The 18,229-nt window shown below is 60.2% G+C and carries 17 protein-coding genes; 11 read left to right on the top strand and 6 right to left on the bottom strand.

What is annotated here, in order from left to right; all coding sequences use genetic code 11:
• The 3 genes from BMZ42_RS07860 to BMZ42_RS07850 all read left to right on the top strand — a co-directional run.
• A partial coding sequence (locus BMZ42_RS07860; RefSeq protein WP_139207887.1) for an IS5 family transposase occupies positions 1-335 on the top strand: 335 nt, incomplete at its 5' end.
• Positions 268-1,383 (top strand): MFS transporter, encoded by a 1,116-nt coding sequence (locus BMZ42_RS07855; protein ID WP_091520682.1) that lies wholly within the window; start codon positions 268-270, stop codon positions 1,381-1,383. The genes BMZ42_RS07860 and BMZ42_RS07855, both read left to right, overlap by 68 nt.
• A 13-nt stretch (positions 1,384-1,396) precedes the next feature.
• Entirely contained in the window at positions 1,397-1,741 is a 345-nt protein-coding gene (locus BMZ42_RS07850; RefSeq protein WP_091520680.1) for a tRNA-binding protein, read from the top strand.
• Between the two features lie 273 nt (positions 1,742-2,014).
• Here BMZ42_RS07850 and BMZ42_RS07845 read toward each other — a convergent pair whose 3' ends face one another.
• Both BMZ42_RS07845 and BMZ42_RS07840 read right to left on the bottom strand, forming a co-directional pair.
• Positions 2,015-2,473: a MarR family winged helix-turn-helix transcriptional regulator gene (locus BMZ42_RS07845; protein WP_091520677.1), complete on the bottom strand. Its 459-nt coding sequence runs from the start codon at positions 2,471-2,473 to the stop codon at positions 2,015-2,017.
• Positions 2,474-2,643: 170 nt separating this feature from the next.
• A complete protein-coding gene (locus BMZ42_RS07840; protein WP_091520675.1) occupies positions 2,644-3,438 on the bottom strand; it encodes a crotonase/enoyl-CoA hydratase family protein in 795 nt (264 codons plus the stop codon).
• Positions 3,439-3,582: 144 nt separating this feature from the next.
• Here BMZ42_RS07840 and BMZ42_RS07835 point away from each other — a divergent pair, with 144 nt between their 5' ends.
• The 5 genes from BMZ42_RS07835 (at position 3,583) to BMZ42_RS07815 (ending at position 10,322) form a co-directional block, all read left to right on the top strand.
• Positions 3,583-5,445 (top strand): feruloyl-CoA synthase, encoded by a 1,863-nt coding sequence (locus tag BMZ42_RS07835; RefSeq protein WP_244523197.1) that lies wholly within the window; start codon positions 3,583-3,585, stop codon positions 5,443-5,445.
• 130 nt (positions 5,446-5,575) lie between these two features.
• A complete protein-coding gene (locus BMZ42_RS07830) occupies positions 5,576-6,724 on the top strand; it encodes an ABC transporter substrate-binding protein (protein ID WP_091520670.1) in 1,149 nt (382 codons plus the stop codon).
• Positions 6,725-6,791: 67 nt separating this feature from the next.
• Positions 6,792-7,826, top strand: a complete 1,035-nt coding sequence (locus BMZ42_RS07825; protein WP_091520668.1) for a branched-chain amino acid ABC transporter permease — start codon at positions 6,792-6,794, stop codon at positions 7,824-7,826.
• A 1-nt stretch (position 7,827) separates the two neighbouring features.
• Positions 7,828-9,603, top strand: a complete 1,776-nt coding sequence (locus tag BMZ42_RS07820) for a branched-chain amino acid ABC transporter ATP-binding protein/permease (RefSeq protein WP_091520666.1) — start codon at positions 7,828-7,830, stop codon at positions 9,601-9,603.
• Positions 9,600-10,322 (top strand): ABC transporter ATP-binding protein, encoded by a 723-nt coding sequence (locus BMZ42_RS07815; protein ID WP_091520664.1) that lies wholly within the window; start codon positions 9,600-9,602, stop codon positions 10,320-10,322. Before BMZ42_RS07820 ends, BMZ42_RS07815 begins: the two co-directional genes overlap by 4 nt.
• Here the strand turns inward: BMZ42_RS07815 and BMZ42_RS07810 are convergent.
• The 4 genes from BMZ42_RS07810 to BMZ42_RS07795 all read right to left on the bottom strand — a co-directional run bounded on the left by BMZ42_RS07810 (position 10,319) and on the right by BMZ42_RS07795 (position 14,175).
• Positions 10,319-11,020, bottom strand: coding sequence for an MOSC domain-containing protein (locus BMZ42_RS07810; RefSeq protein WP_091520662.1), 702 nt, complete (start codon positions 11,018-11,020; stop codon positions 10,319-10,321). The two genes, BMZ42_RS07815 and BMZ42_RS07810, sit on opposite strands and share 4 nt — an antisense overlap.
• A 175-nt stretch (positions 11,021-11,195) precedes the next feature.
• Positions 11,196-11,849, bottom strand: coding sequence for a response regulator (locus tag BMZ42_RS07805; protein ID WP_091520659.1), 654 nt, complete (start codon positions 11,847-11,849; stop codon positions 11,196-11,198).
• Entirely contained in the window at positions 11,846-13,657 is a 1,812-nt protein-coding gene (locus BMZ42_RS07800; protein WP_210185209.1) for a sensor histidine kinase, read from the bottom strand. Before BMZ42_RS07800 ends, BMZ42_RS07805 begins: the two co-directional genes overlap by 4 nt.
• Complete coding sequence (locus BMZ42_RS07795) at positions 13,654-14,175, bottom strand: putative pterin-binding protein (RefSeq protein ID WP_210185208.1); 522 nt, start codon at positions 14,173-14,175, stop codon at positions 13,654-13,656. Before BMZ42_RS07795 ends, BMZ42_RS07800 begins: the two co-directional genes overlap by 4 nt.
• 185 nt (positions 14,176-14,360) lie before the next feature.
• On the opposite strand from BMZ42_RS07795, the gene BMZ42_RS07790 reads away from it, so the two are divergent.
• The 3 genes from BMZ42_RS07790 to BMZ42_RS07780 are packed head-to-tail and all read left to right on the top strand — an operon-like array spanning position 14,361 to position 18,216.
• Positions 14,361-15,347 (top strand): hypothetical protein, encoded by a 987-nt coding sequence (locus BMZ42_RS07790; protein WP_091520653.1) that lies wholly within the window; start codon positions 14,361-14,363, stop codon positions 15,345-15,347.
• 23 nt (positions 15,348-15,370) lie between these two features.
• The gene (locus tag BMZ42_RS07785) at positions 15,371-17,401 is read left to right on the top strand and encodes a vWA domain-containing protein (protein WP_175556663.1); all 2,031 of its coding nucleotides are present in this window, start codon (positions 15,371-15,373) and stop codon (positions 17,399-17,401) included.
• 2 nt (positions 17,402-17,403) lie between these two features.
• Entirely contained in the window at positions 17,404-18,216 is an 813-nt protein-coding gene (locus BMZ42_RS07780; RefSeq protein WP_091520647.1) for an SH3 domain-containing protein, read from the top strand.
• The last annotated feature ends 13 nt before the right edge of the window (positions 18,217-18,229 follow it).

Here is an 18,229-nt window from a genome sequence, read left to right as displayed (position 1 = left end):
TCATAACAGCCGGTCAGGTCAGCGATTACACCGGTGCTGCCGCCTTGCTTGATGAACTTCCCAGGGCCAAATGGCTGCTGGCCGACCGTGGCTATGATGCCGACTGGTATCGTGACGCTTTACAGGCCAAGGGGATCACTCCCTGCATTCCGGGTCGCAAATCCCGCAACAAGGCCATCAAATACGACAAACGCCGCTACAAGCGGCGCAACCGGATCGAGATAATGTTCGGGCGTCTCAAAGACTGGCGGCGTGTCGCGACGCGCTATGACAGGTGCCCAATGGCCTTCCTCTCCGCAATCGCTCTCGCGGCTACCGTTATCTTCTGGCTCTGATCAACGAGTCCTGAGCCTAATAATCGCCGGGTTCAATCTAGTAACGGCCCTGACGCAATATCCGATCGGCATTCTGGTGGACCGATTCGGCGGCCTGTTTTGCCTCAAGATCGGCGTTGCCCTGTCGGTCGTCAGCATCGCCATCTGCGCCTTTGCGCCGAATATATGGGTCTTCACGACGGGGTATCTGCTCTGTGGCCTGGCTAATTCCGTCTATCATCCCGGCGATTTTCACTTGTTGAACACGCAGGTGCCGAACGAGAAACGTCCGCTGGCATTTTCTGTCCATTCCTTTACCGGTAATATCGGCTTTGCGCTGGCCCCGGCCATGGTAACGCCACTGGGTTTCGCCTGCGGCTGGCGTATGGCGTTTTATGCGGTAGCTGCTCTAGGCTGTATTGGGCTTGTCTCGCTGTGGCTCTTGCAGGATGTGCATGTCCGCGCCGACCTGAAGGCCACAAAGTCAAAAAGCCCACTCAGTGCGTTGTTGACGCCGCAATTGTGGCTGCAGTTCACGATCTTCGTTCTTTATTCGGTCATTAGTGGTGGCGTGCAAGGTTTTTCTGTGGTCGCCGCGATGCAGACGTTCGGCTACGGGCTGGAACTGGTGACGGCAGCCCTATCAGCCTATCTGCTGTGCGGAACGCTGGGCATCGTCGCAGGCGGCGTCACCCTGAAACTCATCCAGTCGGAGCGGCTTGGCTTTGGCATCGGCACGGGCCTTGCCCTGCTGGCATGGATGCAAGTTTGGTCGGGGCTCGGCGGGCAGATCGGCTATATGGCGGGCTTCCTGGTTCTAGGTTTTGCGATGGGCTTCGTCCTGCCTGCGCGTGACATGCTGGTAGCGCGCACGGCACGCGCCGGCTTTCAGGGACAGACCTATGGCTTAGTCACGACTGGCATCAATGTCGGCCAGTTGATCGCGCCGGTCATGGCCGGTGTCTTGATCAATCACGGCTACAACAATGGGTTCTTCGCGGCGATGCTGGGCATTCTGGCTATCTGCCTGGTAGCGGGAACCGTCCGGCTCAATCCAAAACAGGTATGAAGAGGAGAACGCGATGCCGATCAAACCTGAAGCGTCGTATGAAGCTTTCCAACAACTGGACATCCGCATCGGAAAGGTATCGGAAGTGCTGCCTTTCCCGAGAGCTCGTAATCCCTCCTACAAGGTTGCCGTCGATTTCGGCGGCGATATCGGGATCAAGTGGTCCAGCGCCCAGATCACTCGCTACCAGCCCGATGAACTAATAGGGAAGACGGTTGCGTGCGTAATCAATTTCGCTCCGCGCAACATTGCAGGCTTCAAATCCGAAATTCTGATCATGGGCGCGCACAACGAGGCGAAGGAAGTTGTCGTTCTGACGACGGAAAGCCCTGTCATCAATGGCGGCGAGATTTTCTAAGGCTCGATTTCCTTACATGATGAACGGAGCGGGTCAGAACCTGGAGTTGCCCGGATTTCGTGGAGAGGCTTTCACTCTCTACAGCCGTCATCGCCTCGAATGATAACGGCGCTTTATATCCTAATGTGGGATGTCACCGGCGAGGACCGTGCGGATCATCTCGCTATTTGAACCAGATACACGTTCGCAGGTTTATCAGCCCGACCATGGCTCGCCTGCACGATGATTTCGTCCCCCCTTTGATGCACCCGGTGAGGCGATGCTTCGGTGCATTCAATCGGCAGTGGTCGTTTCTATAAATTTGTGGAGCAAGGCGGTGAAATGGTCGCGCTCGGCAGGGCTCATCCCGCTGCCGAGTGAATCCTCGAAGGCGAAGAACCATTGGGACATGGCGTCGACCGCCTGCTGCCCCTCAGAGGTGAGGGAAAGCTCGACGCCGCGGCGGTCGTCATCGGGAATGCGCCTTTCGACATAGCCCTGATCTTCCAGCGCCCGCACCAGCTTTGTCATATGCGAGCGCTTGATCACAAGATACTGGCAAAGCAGGCTCTGGCGGATGCCGGGATTGTTGCCGATTGCCCATAGCACCGAAAATTCGCCAGGTTTGACCCTGAACTCGGCGCATTGGTGAAAATAGCGCTCGTAAACCCTGATTTGCGCCTGACGGAGAAGGTAACCCAGATCGTGGCCAAGTCGGCCAAGACTTACTGAACTATCAGACCGGGCATCCATCGCACGCTCCCTTGAGCATTTCCGCGTTTCGTTAAATCCCGGACTTGCTCAAATTCTGTGTTTTAGGCAATCCCAATCGCAAAACCGCTCCGCACTTTTGCTGGAATTGGACTTCTTGTTCTCGCGCAATTCCGGACGCAAAACCGCTTCGCACTTTTGCTGGAATTGCTCTAGTTCTGACCGGGTATCTTGAGACGTTCGGCGCGCTTTTCGAGGAAGGCACGAAGGCGCTCTTCTGCTTCGGGGCTGGTCGCGGTGAAGGAAGCCATGAAGGACTCGACGAACAGGCCGTCTTCCTTGGCCATGTCCTGAATCCGCGGCAACGCATTGATGATGGCATAGTTGGAGATTTCGGCGTTGCTGGCCGCCGCCTTGGCAAGCTCATGCGCCTTGTCGCGGGCTTCGCCTTTTTCAACGACATATTGAGCAAGGTTGCTGCGCTCGCCTTCCTCCACCGAAAGAACGCGGCCCGTCAGCATCATGTCCATCATGCGCGCGGTGCCCGTCAGGCGGGCAACACGCACCGATCCGCCACCGCCCACGAAAATACCGCGCTGCCCCTCGGGCAAGGCAAAAAACGTCGTGCGATCCGCCACGCGAATATGCGTGGACGCAGCCAGTTCGAGGCCTCCGCCAATCACCGCACCATGAAGGGCAGAAATATACGGGATGGTGCCGTGCTCGATCTTGGCGAAAATCTCATGCCAGCGACGGGAGCCGCGCACCCCTTCAATCGGAGTCTTTTTCATGTGCTCGGCCAGATCGAGACCGGCGCAGAAATGGTTGCCATGCCCAAAGATGACGGCCGCCTTCGCCTCGGATTCGGCGCGCGCAACCGTTGCAGCTATTGCTTCCACAAACGCATCACTGATCGCATTGCGCTTTTCAGGCCGGTTAAGACCGATATGGGCCACATCGCCTCGCAGCTCATAGGTGACGTAGCTTGTGTTCGCAATTGCTGTCACGTCGACAACCTCACTGACTGATATCGCGTTATTTCGACTGGATATATTTTGGTGATTTACAGGGATAATGTTTCCTTGTAAACAAAAAATGGGATGCGTGGATTTGCATCTACAGTCCCGCACGGCTGTTACTCGGGAGGAGATGTGGTCGAAAGCGTTAGCCACGATATCAAGCTGTGGTCGCCTGTGCTCGATTCGGAGACACGGCCCGACGGCTCCATTTTAATCTGGCGTGAAGACGAGATCAGGCCCTACCCCGGCAAGATCAACGAGCGGCTTGTTTATTGGGCGCAGACCGATCCTAATCGCCCATGGATGGCGCAACGCGACGACACCGGCGGATGGCGCAAGGTCTCTTACGCTGAGGCACTGGATAAGGTTCGCCACCTTGCACAAGCGCTGCTTGACCTCGGCCTGTCCACCGAAAGGCCGCTGGTGATCCTGGGTGAAAACTCGATTGAACACGCGCTGATCGCGCTTGCCGCGCAGCATGTCGGCATTCCCTCGGCAGCGATTGCGCCGGCCTACGCGACCGTATCGACGGACTATCAGAAACTCAGCGATATCAACAAGCAGATCACACCGGGCGTTGTGTTTGTCGACGACGGGAACGTCTACCAAACGGCGGTGGACGCTGCCTTTGGTCCGCACATGCCCGTCATCGCCCTGCGCAATGCCGCGTTGAAGAGGCCCGGCGACGTCCTGCGGTTTGACGAGCTGTTGCAAACGGAACCAACCGATCGCGTCGACGAAGCGTTCGACGCCGTCGGCCCGGATACGGTTGCCAAGTTTCTCTTCACGTCCGGGACAACCGGATCGCCAAAGGCGGTCATCCAGACCCAGCGCATGCTGTGTTCGAATATGGAAATGGTGACTGATTGTTACGCGTTCATGCGCGAGGAGCCGCCCGTTCTCGTCGATTGGGCACCGTGGAACCATATTGCCAGCGGCAACAAGGTGTTCAACCTCGTCATCTATAATGGCGGCACCTACTACATAGACTACGGCAAGCCCACGCCTGCCCTGATCGGCGAAACGATCAGAAATCTGCGCGAGATTTCCCCGACCTGGTATTTCAACGTGCCGTCCGGCTACGAAATGCTGGTCGACGCAATGGGCACGGACGCCGAACTGCGCGACAATTTCTTCCGCAATCTCAAGATGATGATGTATGCGGGGGCTGGCCTCGCGCAGCACACCTGGGAGGCGCTGGAGGCGCTGTCGATCCAGTCGCGCGGATACTGCATCCCGCTTGGAACCGGCCTCGGCTCGACGGAAACATCGCCTTTCTCGCTTTATTGCACCGATCCACAGGACCGGCCCGGCAATGTCGGCATCCCGTCAGTCGGGCTGACCGTCAAACTGGTGCCCTATGACGACAAATACGAGATCAGGCTCAAAGGCCCGAACATAACGCCCGGCTACTGGCGCAGCCCGGACCTGACCGCAAAAGCCTTTGATGAAGAAGGGTTCTACAAGCTTGGCGATGCGGTGACATTTGCGGTCGCGGGCGATCCGAGCAAGGGCTTCTATTTCGCCGGACGGACGGCGGAGAATTTCAAGCTTCAGACCGGAACCTGGGTGGCAGTTGGCCCGCTGCGCGCGCAGCTTGTCGATCAGTTCGGCGGCCTGATCCGCGATGCGGTGATTGCGGGTGAAAATCGGGCGCAGCTCGGCGCGCTCGTTGTGCCATATATGCCGGCGCTTCGTTCGCTCATCTCCAACGAGGAGCAAGGACTGACTGACGAGGAGGTCATTGCGCATCCGGCGGTCCGCGCGGCGCTGGCAAACAAGCTGGCGCTTCATCAGAAAAAGTCCAGCGGATCGGCCTCGCGGATCATGCGCCTGATCGTGATGAAGGAGCCGCCGCGGTTCGACAAAGGCGAGGTCACTGACAAGGGATCGCTCAATCAGCGCGCGGTTCTGAACCATCGCGGCAGCCTTGTGGATGAGCTTTATGGTGACGGGGAGGAAATCATTCTTGCCAGCAGCGAACTGGCTGCCTGATCATAGCGATTGCATCCAGCGCGGACACAGTAAGAATAATCTGCCGGATAAACGGATTTCAAAGTCAGACTTCTACCATCCGAATTCCAAATTCTTGGGACCAGACAGTATCAAAGGGAGGAAAAGTTAAATGAAGAAGCGTTTGTATCTTAGCCTTGTGACTGCAGCAGCGATGTCCGTTTCGGGCCTGGTTGGCCAGGCCTATGCCGACATCACCATCGGGGTGACGGTCTCGTCGACCGGTAACGGCGCGGCGCTCGGTATTCCGCTCAAGAACTCGGTCGAGCTGTGGCCGACCGAAGTTGGCGGCGAGAAGCTCAACGTCATCTTGCTTGATGATGCGGGCGATCCGTCAATCGCGACCACCAATGCGCGTCGTTTTGCCAATGACGACAAGGTGGATATCATGATCGGGTCGGCTCTTACGCCTGCCTCGATTGCGGTTGCCGGTGTTGCGGCAGAAACTGAAATCCCGCATTTCACTGCCTCTCCGGTTCCACCAAATGTCTATCAGGGCAAGTGGACTTTCGTCCTGCCACAGGACGCTGGCCTGATCGCCGACACACTGTTTGCCAAGATGCAGGCCGATGGCGTGAAGACCTTTGGCTATATCGGCTTCTCCGACTCCTACGGTGATCTTTGGGTCAACCAGTTCAAGGCAATCGGCGCAAAATACGGCCTCGAAATGGTCGCGGAAGAGCGCTACGCCCGACCCGACACGTCCGTATCCGGTCAGGCGCTGAAGCTGATCGCTTCCCGCCCCGATGCGATCTTCGTTGGCGCATCCGGCACCGGCGCGGCATTGCCGCAGGCCACCTTGCGTGAACGCGGCTTTACCGGCCCGATCTACCAGACGCATGGCGCCGCAACATTCGATTTCATCCGCATTGCCGGCGACGCTGCAAACAACACCGTGTTTGCATCCGGCCCTGTCATGGTACCGGAACATCTGGCAGATGGCGCCGACACCAAGGCCGAAGGTCTGGAATATGTCACCGCCTATGAAGCCAAGTTCGGCGAAGGCACCAGAACGCAGTTCGGTGCGCATATTCATGACGCCATGGCGATCCTGAAGAAGGCAATTCCGCTTGCACTGGAAAAGGCAAAGCCGGGAACTCAGGAATTCCGCGTTGCGCTGCGCGATGCCATCGAGACCGGCGGACCATTCCCTGCAAGCCAGGGCGTCTTCGAATATTCGGCAGACGATCACCTCGGCCTCGATGAGCGTGCCGTTGTGCTGCTGACCGTCGAAGACGGCAAGTTCAAGCTGATCGACTAAAAAAGTCTGGGGCCGCCGGATGAATGTCTGGCGGCCCCATGCCTGGGCCTGAGCTGAGGGGGACATCTTGGACTTAACGATTGCAACATTTCTGGTTCAGGATGGTCTGACGAACGGCGCCATCTACGCGCTGCTCGGACTGGCTCTGGTGCTGGTGTTTTCGGTCACGCGCGTCATCTTCATTCCACAGGGTGAGTTTGTCGCCTATGGCGCGATGACCCTGTCGTTTCTCGATGCCGGCCGATTTCCGCCAACGGCGTCATTGCTGCTCTGCTTCGGCTGCCTCGTCTTTCTGCTCAATCTCTGGGATATGCGCCGCGAGTTCTCCGTCTCCGGTCTGGCGCGCAATGCGTTGTTGAACCTTGCCTTGCCGGCGGCAATCTACCTGCTGGCGGTCACTCTCGCCTCAACCCAGCCGGGCGCAATGGTCAAGGCGTTGCTGACCATCCTGATCATCGCCCCCATGGGCCTTTATGTTTACCGCATCGCCTACAAGCCGCTGGCCGATGCTTCAGTTCTGGTCTTGCTGATCGTGTCGGTGGGTGTGCACCTTGCCCTGATGGGGCTGGGACTGGTGTTCTTCGGTGCCGAAGGCCTGCGGGCCAAGGCGCTCTCCAGCGGCATGTTCATGGTGGGATCGTTCCCCGTGTCGGCGCAGAGTCTGTGGATCTACGGCGCAACCATAGCCATCATCGTCGGGCTGTATTTCTTCTTCGAGAAAACGCTGCTCGGCAAGGCGCTTCGGGCGACCGCGGTCAACCGTGTCGGCGCACGACTGGTCGGCGTGCGCACACAATTGACCGGTGTGACCGCCTTTGTCCTTGCGGCAACGATTGGCGCTGTTTCCGGCATCCTCATCGGTCCCATCGCCACGGTCTATTACGACACGGGCTTTCTCATCGGCCTGAAAGGATTTGTGGCGGCCATCATTGGGGGCCTTGCAAGCTTTCCGGTGACGGCATTTGCGGCGATCGGAGTCGGCATCGTGGAGGCTTTCACCTCGTTTTATGCCAGCTCTTACAAGGAAGTCATCGTTTTTGGACTGATCATTCCGGTGCTCGTGTGGCTATCGATCAGCACCACAGTGCATGAGGACGAATGAGATGAATTTCAATTCGAAGCGTTTCAGCCTCGCGGCTGGTGCACTCATCCTGCTCGCCGTCCTGCCAATGCTGCCGGTGCCTCCGTTCTGGATCACCCTGTTGAACAATATCGGCATCGCCTCGCTCGTGGCGATCGGCCTGGTGCTCCTGACCGGTGTCGGTGGCCTCACATCATTCGGGCAGGCTGCATTTTGCGGGTTCGGAGCCTACACGACCGCCGTATTGACCACGGCCTACGGAATTTCGCCGTGGCTGACGCTTCCGCTGTCGCTGGCGATGGGCGCCCTGATCGCGCTGCCACTTGGCCTGATCACCGTTCGTCTTTCCGGCCACTTCCTGCCGCTCGGCACGCTCGCATGGGGCATCGCCATCTACTATCTGCTCGGGCAGATCGACATGCTGGGCCGCCACGACGGCATTGCCGGCATTCCACCCCTGTCGATCGGCGACCATCGCTTCATGAGCGGCAGCTCGATCTATTATGTGATCTGGACATTCGTCATTTTGACCGCCATCGCCGCGCAAAACCTGCTGGATTCTCGGGTGGGGCGCGCCATTCGCGCGTTGCGCGGCGGCGGACAGGCACCGGAAGCATTCGGCGTCAATGTCGTGCGGGCAAAACTGACCGTCTTCGTCCTTGCCGGCGTGACCGCCGCGCTTGCCGGCTGGCTCTACGCGCATATGCAGCGGGCCATCAACCCGACCCCTTTTGGCATCAACATGGGCATCGAATACCTGCTGATGGCGGTGGTCGGCGGCGCAGGCTATGTCTGGGGAGCCATTTTCGGTGCCAGCATCGTGCTGGTTCTGAAAGAAGTGTTGCAACGCTATTTGCCTGACCTGATCGGCTCGACCGCGAACTTCGAGATGATCGTGTTCGGCATTCTGCTGGTCCTGATCCTTCAGTTTGCGCGCGACGGGCTGTGGGCGTTCATACTCCGCCTGTTTCCGCTCGCTTCCGCGCGCAAGATTTCCGCAGATGCCCCGCTTCTGGAAAAACGGCCGACCGCGCCGCAGGGCTCATCGCTGATCAAGGTTGAAAAGGCACGCAAGACCTTCGGCGGCCTCGTTGCCGTGAACGACGTGTCCTTTGAGGTCACGGCGGGCCAGATCGTCGGCCTGATCGGACCAAACGGTGCCGGGAAAAGCACCACCTTTGACCTGATTACGGGGATGAATTCGCTCACCTCGGGCACCGTTTCGTTTGCGGGCAAGCAGCTTTCGGGGCGCAGTCCGCGCGATATTGCAGGACAGGGCATTGCGCGCACGTTTCAACACCCGAAAATTCTGCCGGACATGACCGTTCTGGAGAACGTCGCGCTGGGCGCTCATCAGCGCGGACATTCAGGCGTCGCAAAAAGCATCCTTCGGCTTGAGCGGGGCGAAGAGGCCTCTCTTCTCGCGGAAGCTGCCACCCAGCTTGAGCGTGTCGGCCTTGGCGAGTTCAAAGATCGCCCGGCGGGAGATCTGGCGCTCGGACAGATCCGCATCCTTGAAATTGCCCGTGCGCTCGCCCTCGATCCGGCAGTGCTGTTGCTGGACGAGCCTGCTGCCGGTTTGCGTCTTGGAGAAAAGAAAGAGCTTGCCACACTGCTCCGGAAGCTTCGCTCGGAAGGCATGAGCATCCTGCTTGTCGAGCATGACATGAGCTTTGTGATGGGGCTGGTCGATCATCTTGTCGTGCTCGATTTCGGCACGCTGATTGCCGAGGGCAGCCCCGCCGACGTACGGAAAAATCCCGCTGTCATAGCGGCCTATCTGGGAGGCGTCGCATGACGGATATGCTGCTTGAAGTTGACGGCCTGCATGTCTCCTACGGCAAGGCGGAGGTGCTGCACGGCATCTCCCTTGCCATGAAGCCCGGAAGCATTCTGACGGTCATTGGAGCCAACGGCGCGGGCAAAACCACGCTGCTCAACGCGATCATGGGACTGATCCCGTCGACGGGTCAGATCAGGTATAATGGCCAGCCGATTCCACGCACGGTTGAAGCGCGCGTTGCTGCCGGCCTGTGCCTGGTGCCAGAAAAGCGCGAGCTGTTCGGGACGATGACGGTTGAGGACAATATCGAGCTTGGCGGCTTCCTGCGCAGCAAGCACGAGCGCGAGCAAATGCAGGAGGAAGTGTATCAGCGCTTCCCTCGCCTTGCCGAACGCCGCAAGCAGCTGGCGGGAACGCTGTCAGGGGGTGAGCGCCAGATGCTCGCACTCGCGCGCGCCTTGATGAGCCGTCCACGGCTGCTGCTGCTGGATGAGCCGAGCCTTGGTCTTGCTCCGAAAATCGTTGCAGACATTCTCCAAATCGTTGCGGAACTGCGCACGACCGGCGTCTCCATCCTGCTGGTCGAACAAAATGCCAGGGCCGCGCTGGAAATTGCGGATGAAGGCTATCTTGTGGAGTTGGGCGAAGTCCGCAAATCCGGCCCCGCCGCTGAACTCGCCAACGATCCATCGCTGATGGAAGGATATCTCGGCCGTCAGGACAGCGAGGATTAGCTCCCGGCGCGCGTGTCGCCGGCCAACCTCGATGTCCAGTCCTCAACCCGCCCGGTTTCCAGTCGACGCCGCGCATGGCGTCGCCAGCCCTCGGCCAGCTGGGGCAGCTCCGCAAGCGCCTCGAGTTCGGCGCGGTTGAGCGTGTCGACATAGAACACCCGCCATATCCGGTTGATGGTCCAGTCCGGCGCGGCACGGTGAATGCGTTGGAGCCTGCTATCGGGCGCGATTTCGCCCTCCTCCAGCACGCGATAATACCACCCGGTGCGACCGCTGGTCTGGACGCGTCGCGCCATATCCGGTTGGGCGAAGCGTTCATTGAGTTTCCAGCAGGGCTGGCGACCCTGGCTGACCTCGATGACGGCGCTGCCAATGGCGAAAACATCGCCGACGGCCACGTCGCTCTCCACCAGCCCGGACGTCGCAATGTTTTCGCCAAAGGCACCGGGAGCGCCAAGCACATCGCGCTGGCCGATTTCAGCAAGCCATGCGGGATAATGATCGAGCGCATAGTGGTGGAGCGCTTTTTCAGCGCCGCCGTGATGCCGGGTGTCGCCCTGCGCGTCGCCGACAAGGCCGGTCGCGCCAAGGATCACAGATCGTTCGACAGGCGACTTGGCGATCCCGCTCGGTATGCCGCGCGGCCCCAGCGGACGAATATCGCCGACGAGCAGCGCCTGCAGTGGAATAGCGGTCATTGTGATGTCCTTTTGCTCGCCAGCGCCATGGCGATCCGGGCACCCATTACGAGATCCTAAACGCCGACCGGAGAGACGATACGACATTGATGCAAGAACGCCCACAGCGTTACCCGCGACATCGCGTCAGGGTGCAGACGGTGCTGGACGGAATGCAATAAGGCTTCGCTCGAAGCTACTGACGAAGCAGCAGCGCAACCAGTTCAGCCTGCCGGCCGGTTCCGGTCTTCTGGAAGATGTTGCGCATATGGAAGGCAACGGTCGAGCGCGAAACACCCAGATCGGTTGCGATCTGCGTCAGGTTACTGCCTTCGGTGAGCGCCCGGCTTATCCGTATTTCCGCCGGGGTGAGGCCGTAAGAACGCGCCAGCGTCCCTGCATCGCAAGCAGGCTGGGGCGAGTGCGGCCGCCGCGCCGACCTGATCCGTCCGATCTGACGCAACCGTGCTTCGATCGTCGCCAGCAGGAGGTCGTAGTCGATTGGCTTGACCAGATAATCATCAGCGCCAAGCCGTTTGCCATCGACAATGTGCCTTGGATCGCCCAGCGCCGACAGGAACAGGAACGGAATTTCCGCATGTTCCTGTTCATTTCGGCGCAGCTCCTCAAGCACGCCATAACCATCCAGCCCCGGCATGGAGATGTCGCACAGAACCAGATCGGGGCGCTGGTTTTCCAGTATCGCGAGCGCTTCGCTGCCATCGCCAGCTTCGACGACCTGATAGCCAGCCTCGATCAGCTCATCCCTGATGTCGCGGCGCAACTGCGCTTCGTCCTCGATGCAGAGGATCACGAACGGTCGTTCGCTCGGGGAAGCCGCCGAAATCATGCCGGCTCCTGTGCCACGCTCGCAGCCGCAACGGCACCGGACCCGCAGACGCTGCGTGGCAGCACCATCGCCATGCGGACCGTTCCCGGCTCCGAAGCCTGCAAGCACACGTCGCCGCCCTGCAGGCGCGCGAGCGCCTTCGCCATATAAAGCCCGACCCCGATGCCGGGACAGCCTTCAGTGTTGCTGCCGCGATAATAGCGGTCAAACAGCGCGTCCCGCTCGAGCGCACCTCCTAATGATCCGGTATTCGTCACGATGCAGGCTATACGCGACTGATCGACGGTAAAACTGATGCCGATCAATGTCTCCTTCGGAGAATATTTCAGCGCATTGGACAAAAGGTTTGTCAGAATGTGCTCCGCATGTACTGGGTCGCAATGGGCAATCGGCGGCCCATCGACCGGCGGCGTGACCGTGATCCGTCGCCCGCCCATATCCTCAGCCTGCCGTGTACAGATGTCCGCAACAAGAAGGCCGAGATCGCAAGCCTGGCTGCGAACCTCGATCTGGCCGGCGTCGAGCCGCGCCGCGTCGAGCGTGCTCTCCACCAGCCTGACGAGGCGCGCAATGGCACTGCGAGCTTGCGTGCCGCGCTCCAGTATTTCCGCCGGCGTGAGGCGGTCGCGCCGCCGGACGAGACGCTGAAGCGCTGAATCGACGAGCGCGAGCGGCGTGCGGAACTGGTGCGAGATCATCGTGCCGAAGTTGCGGTAAAGGTCAGCCGTCGCGCGTTCTCTGGTCAGCGCCGCGTCAAGCTCCTGCGTACGGGCCTGCACCAACTGTTCGAGATGATCGCGATGATCGGCGATTTCACGCTGGACTGCCCGGCGTTCGGTGACGTCCGAGATCAGCAGGATCGTGCCCATGATGCGGCCACCATCGCGCAGTGAAAAGCAACGCAGATCGACATAGAGCGGCTCGGACTGGTGATCTGGAAAGAACGGCTGGTCGAGCAGTGCGACAGCCCCGCCCCGCAGCGCCTCGCCGATGGCCTTCTCGATCCTGTCCACCTCGAAGAAGCCTGACAGATCGCCCAGCGCAACACCCGTCGCCCGACCGGCGCTGACATTGAACAGCCGTTCAGCGGCTTCGTTCCAGACCGTGCAGCGACGCTCCATGTCGACAGCGATGATACCCTCGCCACTGGACCCGATGAGAAGTTCGGAGAACGCCTTTTCCTGGTTGAGCAGGCGGGTGCGCTGCCTCGCATCGCGGATGGCCAGGACAAAGTGGACGCAAAGGACAGTGCCAGCCAGCGATATGCCGATCATCGAGATGATGATCTGCCAAAGTTGCTTGCGCGTGGCGTCGAGCGTGGAGCCGAGGTCGTCCCATTCGGCCACCATCGCCTTGTTGGCCGCTTCAGTGAGCGCCGCATTATAGGGAGACAAAAGCGCCCGGATGCGCGGCATCGTCTGCGGACCGGCGTCCTTCAGCAAGGAGGCGAGTTCGGGCAGACTTCCCCGCAATGCATCAAGAGAAGCCGACGCGCCAAGCAGCTCCATCCGCCGACGCTGCGGACCGTCGTCCAGCAGGGCAAGCCGGCTGAGAAAGACGTTCAGACGCAGTTCCATCCCGGCAGGATCGACCTCTCCGGCCAAGATTCCGGCGACAGCCTCGCCCAACTGAAGACTTGAAACATGTGCCCGCGAAATCACCCACAGCATGTTCTGCGTGGCCTCAAGGCGCATGTTTCGCTCGATATCGGACAGGCGCATCAGCGAAAATGCCAGCAGCACGACAAAAATGATAATGGCCGAAACCGGCAGCGCTACGCCCAGCAATGAACGCGCGCGCCTGTTCACCTGATCTCGATCCATCGCAATTGCCACACCCAGCGATAGTCGAAGCGGATATCCTGCAGCTCGGCATGCCGGTCGCGCGGATAGACAATCCAGAGCGGCCCCTTGTCGCTCGGCAACAGCGGCTCGCCATCCATTTCATAGGCGACGAGAATGTCGAAGCGGTCGAATTCCTCCATCGCGATTTCGATTGCATAATCGTTCAGGGCTCTCGCCGTCAGCGTTTTTCCCTGCGCGCCGACATGCGCCAGAAGATCCCGCATCAAGACCCCATCGAAACGACGCACTCCATCGGTGACGGCTGTCGTCGTCTCAAGCCGGGTAGCAGGCAGCGCGCGCAACATCTCCAGGTCGAAATGCGCCGCTCCGTCGGCATTGGCGCGGGCAACAGAGCCGTGCACCGAAAGAATGGGGGCAGCGGGCGAAGGCAGAGGCAGCGGCTGCGCCTGCCCAAAACTATCGGCGAGCATCACACTGTAAAGCGAGATGAGTGCCAGACTAGAAAAAGTAAAACTCCGCAAATCGACGCCCAGCCCCCAATCTTCAGTTAAAGACAGCGTGCTGCCTCTCCGATCGTCTTCCTGCCGCAGAACCCTGAACGCTGATTATACTCACGCTTTCCACCATGTCCCTATCCAAATGGACGGGGCATGCCTGCTTTGCCCCTGCTAGGCTTGATGCAGCGATTTGGAAGGCAGGGGGAAGCATGTGGGATTTCAGCGTCGGCAATGCGCTGGCAATGATGGCACGGACCATGCCGTTCATCGTGCTGCGGATGGCGGTCTATTTCGGCATTGCGGTCGGCTATGTTCTGGTGACGGGAACCGGCGCAGGCATTGGCTATGGCGTCGGCGGCTTCGGTGACGAAGGCTTTCAGGCAAATGCGACGCTGTGGGGCGGCGCGATGGGCTTCGGCATGTTCGGGATCGCGATGTACTGGGCACGCGAATATATCCTCTACATCGTCAAGGCAGGCCATATCGCGGTGCTGGTCGAACTGATCGACGGCAAGCCGATGCCGGACGGAAAATCACAGATCAGCCATGCCACCGCCGTGGTCAAGCAGCGCTTTGCCGAGGCCAGCGTCCTGTTTGCCATCGACCAACTCGTCAAAGGCGTGATCGGCGCGATCACGGGGCTGGTGCGCGGCATCCTGACCATTCTGCCGATACCGGGCGCAAGGCAGATTTCCGGCATTTTGCATGCCTTCCTGCGGGTTGCCGTCGGCTTTATCGACGAAGTCATCCTGGCCTACGCAATCCGCACCGGCTCGACCAACGCCTGGGGATCGGCACGGGAAGCGCTGGTGCTTTACGGGCAGAACTACAAGGTCATGCTCAAGAATGCCGCCTGGCTGGCGATCATCGTCTATTTCATGAGCTTTCTGGTGTTTCTGGTCATGCTCGCGCCGGCTGCGCTCGTCGTCTACCTGATGCCCGGCGCATGGGCGGCCGGTGGCTTCGTGTTTGCGCTGCTGTTTGCCTGGAGCGTCAAGGCGGCATTGCTGGAGCCATTCGCCATCGCCTGCCTGATGCAGGTGTTCTTCAAGACCATCGAAAATCAGCAGCCCGATCCCGAATGGGATGCGCGGCTGGAACAGATGTCTGCCAAATTCCGCAAGCTGAAGGCGCGCGCCATGGGGGCGTCGGCTGGGTCCGGCGTGCACGGCAATGGCGATGTGCGGCCAGCATGAAACAATCTACGGAACGAAACACCATGATGAAAGCTCTGAAGACAGCACTGGTCGCGGTCACCGCCATCACCACGCCCTTGTCGGTCGCCGCAGCGGCGGAAGACGTGGTTATCGTCTATGACGCCTCCGGCTCGATGTGGGGCCAGATCGACGGCACCAGCAAGATCGAGATCGCGCGCGACGTGATGGCCGATCTCGTGACCGGCTGGTCCGACAACATCAATCTCGGCCTCGTCGCCTACGGGCATCGCTCGGAAGGCGACTGCCGCGACATCGAGACCCTGATCGAGCCGGGGCCGCTCGACCGGGCAAGCTTCATCAGCACGGTGAACCGTATCCGCCCGAAAGGAAAGACGCCGATTTCCGCCTCCGTTCAGCACGCCGCGGAACTCCTGTCCTATCGCGACAACCCCGCCACTGTGGTGCTCATTTCCGATGGTCTGGAAACCTGTCAGGCCGACCCTTGCGCGCTGGCCGAACAACTGGCCCGGCAGGGCGTGAAGTTCACGACCCATGTCGTCGGCTTCGACCTTGAGGATCAGGCCCATGAAAGCCTTGCCTGTATTGCCGAAAACACCGGCGGCGTGTTCGTTCCGGCGCAGAATGCCGATGAGTTGAAGGCCGCACTGGCCCATGTCCAGTCGGTGATGGATTTGCAGCCAATGACGCCGCCAGAGGCCGAGGTGGCGCCTGAGCCGGAGCCGGAGCCACAGGCGCAAATAGCGATCCAGGCGCCGGCACAGGTGACAACGGGATCGAGCTTCAAGGTAACCTGGTCGGCTTCGATCCATCCGGAAGACTATGTGACCATCGTTCCGGTCGGAGCCGAGGAAGGAAAATACACCAACTATCAGCGCGTGCGTGATGTCACCGAAAACAGGTTGATCGCACCAGCCCAGCCCGGTCTGTACGAGGTACGTTACGTCACACGGAAAGATGGCCATACGCTGGGAGCAACTCCCGTCGAGGTCGTCGAGGCCGAAGTCGGTATCACTGCGCCGCAACAGGTGACCACAGGCGCAAGCTTCAAGGTGACATGGTCGACGTCGATCCATCCGGAAGACTATGTCACCATCGTCCCCACCGGAACCGAGGAGGGAAAATACACCAACTATCAGCGCGTGCGCGATGTCACCGAAAACAGACTGACCGCGCCCGCAGAGCCCGGCCTTTACGAAGTACGATATGTGCTGCGCGAAGGAGGCCGCACCATGGCGTCTACGCCTGTGGAGGTCGTTGAAGCCGAGATCGGGGTCGTCGCGCCGAAAGAGGTGACCACTGGCGCAAGCTTCAAGGTGACCTGGTCGGCGTCGATCCATCCGGAAGACTATGTCACCATCGTTCCAGTGGGAGCCGAGGAAGGAAAATACACCAACTATCAGCGCGTGCGCGATGTCACCGAAAACCGATTGATCGCGCCCGCAGAGCCGGGCCTTTACGAAGTGCGCTATGTGCTGCGCGAAGGGGGCCGCACCATGGCGTCCGCCCCTGTGGAAGTCGTTGAGGCCGAAGTGACGGTGAGCGGCCCCGATGTCGCCAGGGCCGGAACCAGGATTCAGGTGAGCTGGTCGATCTCGATCCACCCGGAGGACTATGTCACCATCGTTCCCGCTGGGACCGCCGAGGGAAAATATGCCGACTATATCCGGGTTCGGGACGCACGTGCCGGCGAGATGAAGGCGCCAGCTGAAACAGGGCTTTACGAAATCCGCTATGTGTTGCGCGAAGGCGCCCGCACTCTTGCCAGCCACCAGCTGGAAGTGGTGGCGCAAGACGCGCCGCTGGATGACGGGGCTGGACTGGCTGCACCGGCAGAAGCCGGGGCCGGCGAGACAATCACCGTGTCGTGGCGCGCGGAAGCCGGAAGCGCGGACCAGCGCGTCGCCCTTGCCCGCGCCGATCAGGCCGATTTCAGCTGGATTGCCGCGCACAAGGTCGGAGCGGAAAAGTCGCTGGAGCTGCAGATGCCGGCACAGGCCGGAACCTATGAAATCCGGTTTCTTGACGTCGGCGGCCGCAAGGTTCTGGGCCGTGCGATCGTAGAGGTGAAATGACCATGACACACACATTCAAGGCCGCATTGCTTGTCATGGCGCTCGGCATGGCTGTGCCTGCCGCCCATGCCGAGATCGATGGCCACGGCCCGGATGCCTGGCGTGTCACGGGCGTCCCCGGCAACGATGTTCTCAATGCCCGGATGGGGCCCGGCACCAACTATCCGGTGATCGAGACATTCGCCCACAATGAACGCAACATGCAGCAGATCACCTGTGTGCCATTCTACACCGCTGCCCACTACATGGCGATGACGCAGGCGCAGATCAGCGCGCTGCCGCCCCGCTGGTGCCTGATGCGCAACAAGGCGATGAGCAAGGCGGGCTGGGTGGCGCAACGCTATATCACCCCCGATGGCAGCGAGCCCATCGCCGCAGCGACAAAGTCCCGCCCGACACAGCCAGCGCCCGAACCCTATGCAGCAGCCCCCGGCATCGATCCGGTTGCTCAGGCGCAGGACTTGGTGCGTGAGCTCTACGAACGCCAGTTCCAGTCGGAAAACAGCAATCTGCCGAGCGCATTCGATCCTGCCGTATCCAGAAACTACTTCACCGACGACATCGTCGCCTGGCTGGCTTCCGGCAATGTCGGTGCGCACCCTCTGTATGGCGCGCAGGACTTCGACGGTGCCATCGAAGACCCCATGCCCGACCCCGACCAGCCGATGCTGCGCGGCATGATCACCATCAATGTCGACTTCACCAATTTCGGCAAGGACCAGCGCGCGGTCTTCTACCTGCGCGCCGACACCACCAAACCCGGCGCGCCATTGCGGATCTTCCGCGTCGAGCACGACGGCTGGTCATATCCATAGATCGTGGAGAGCG

It is taken from the genome of Aquamicrobium aerolatum DSM 21857 (assembly GCF_900113935.1).
Lineage (GTDB): Bacteria > Pseudomonadota > Alphaproteobacteria > Rhizobiales > Rhizobiaceae > Aerobium > Aerobium aerolatum.
This window is presented reverse-complemented; position numbering and strand designations above follow the sequence as displayed.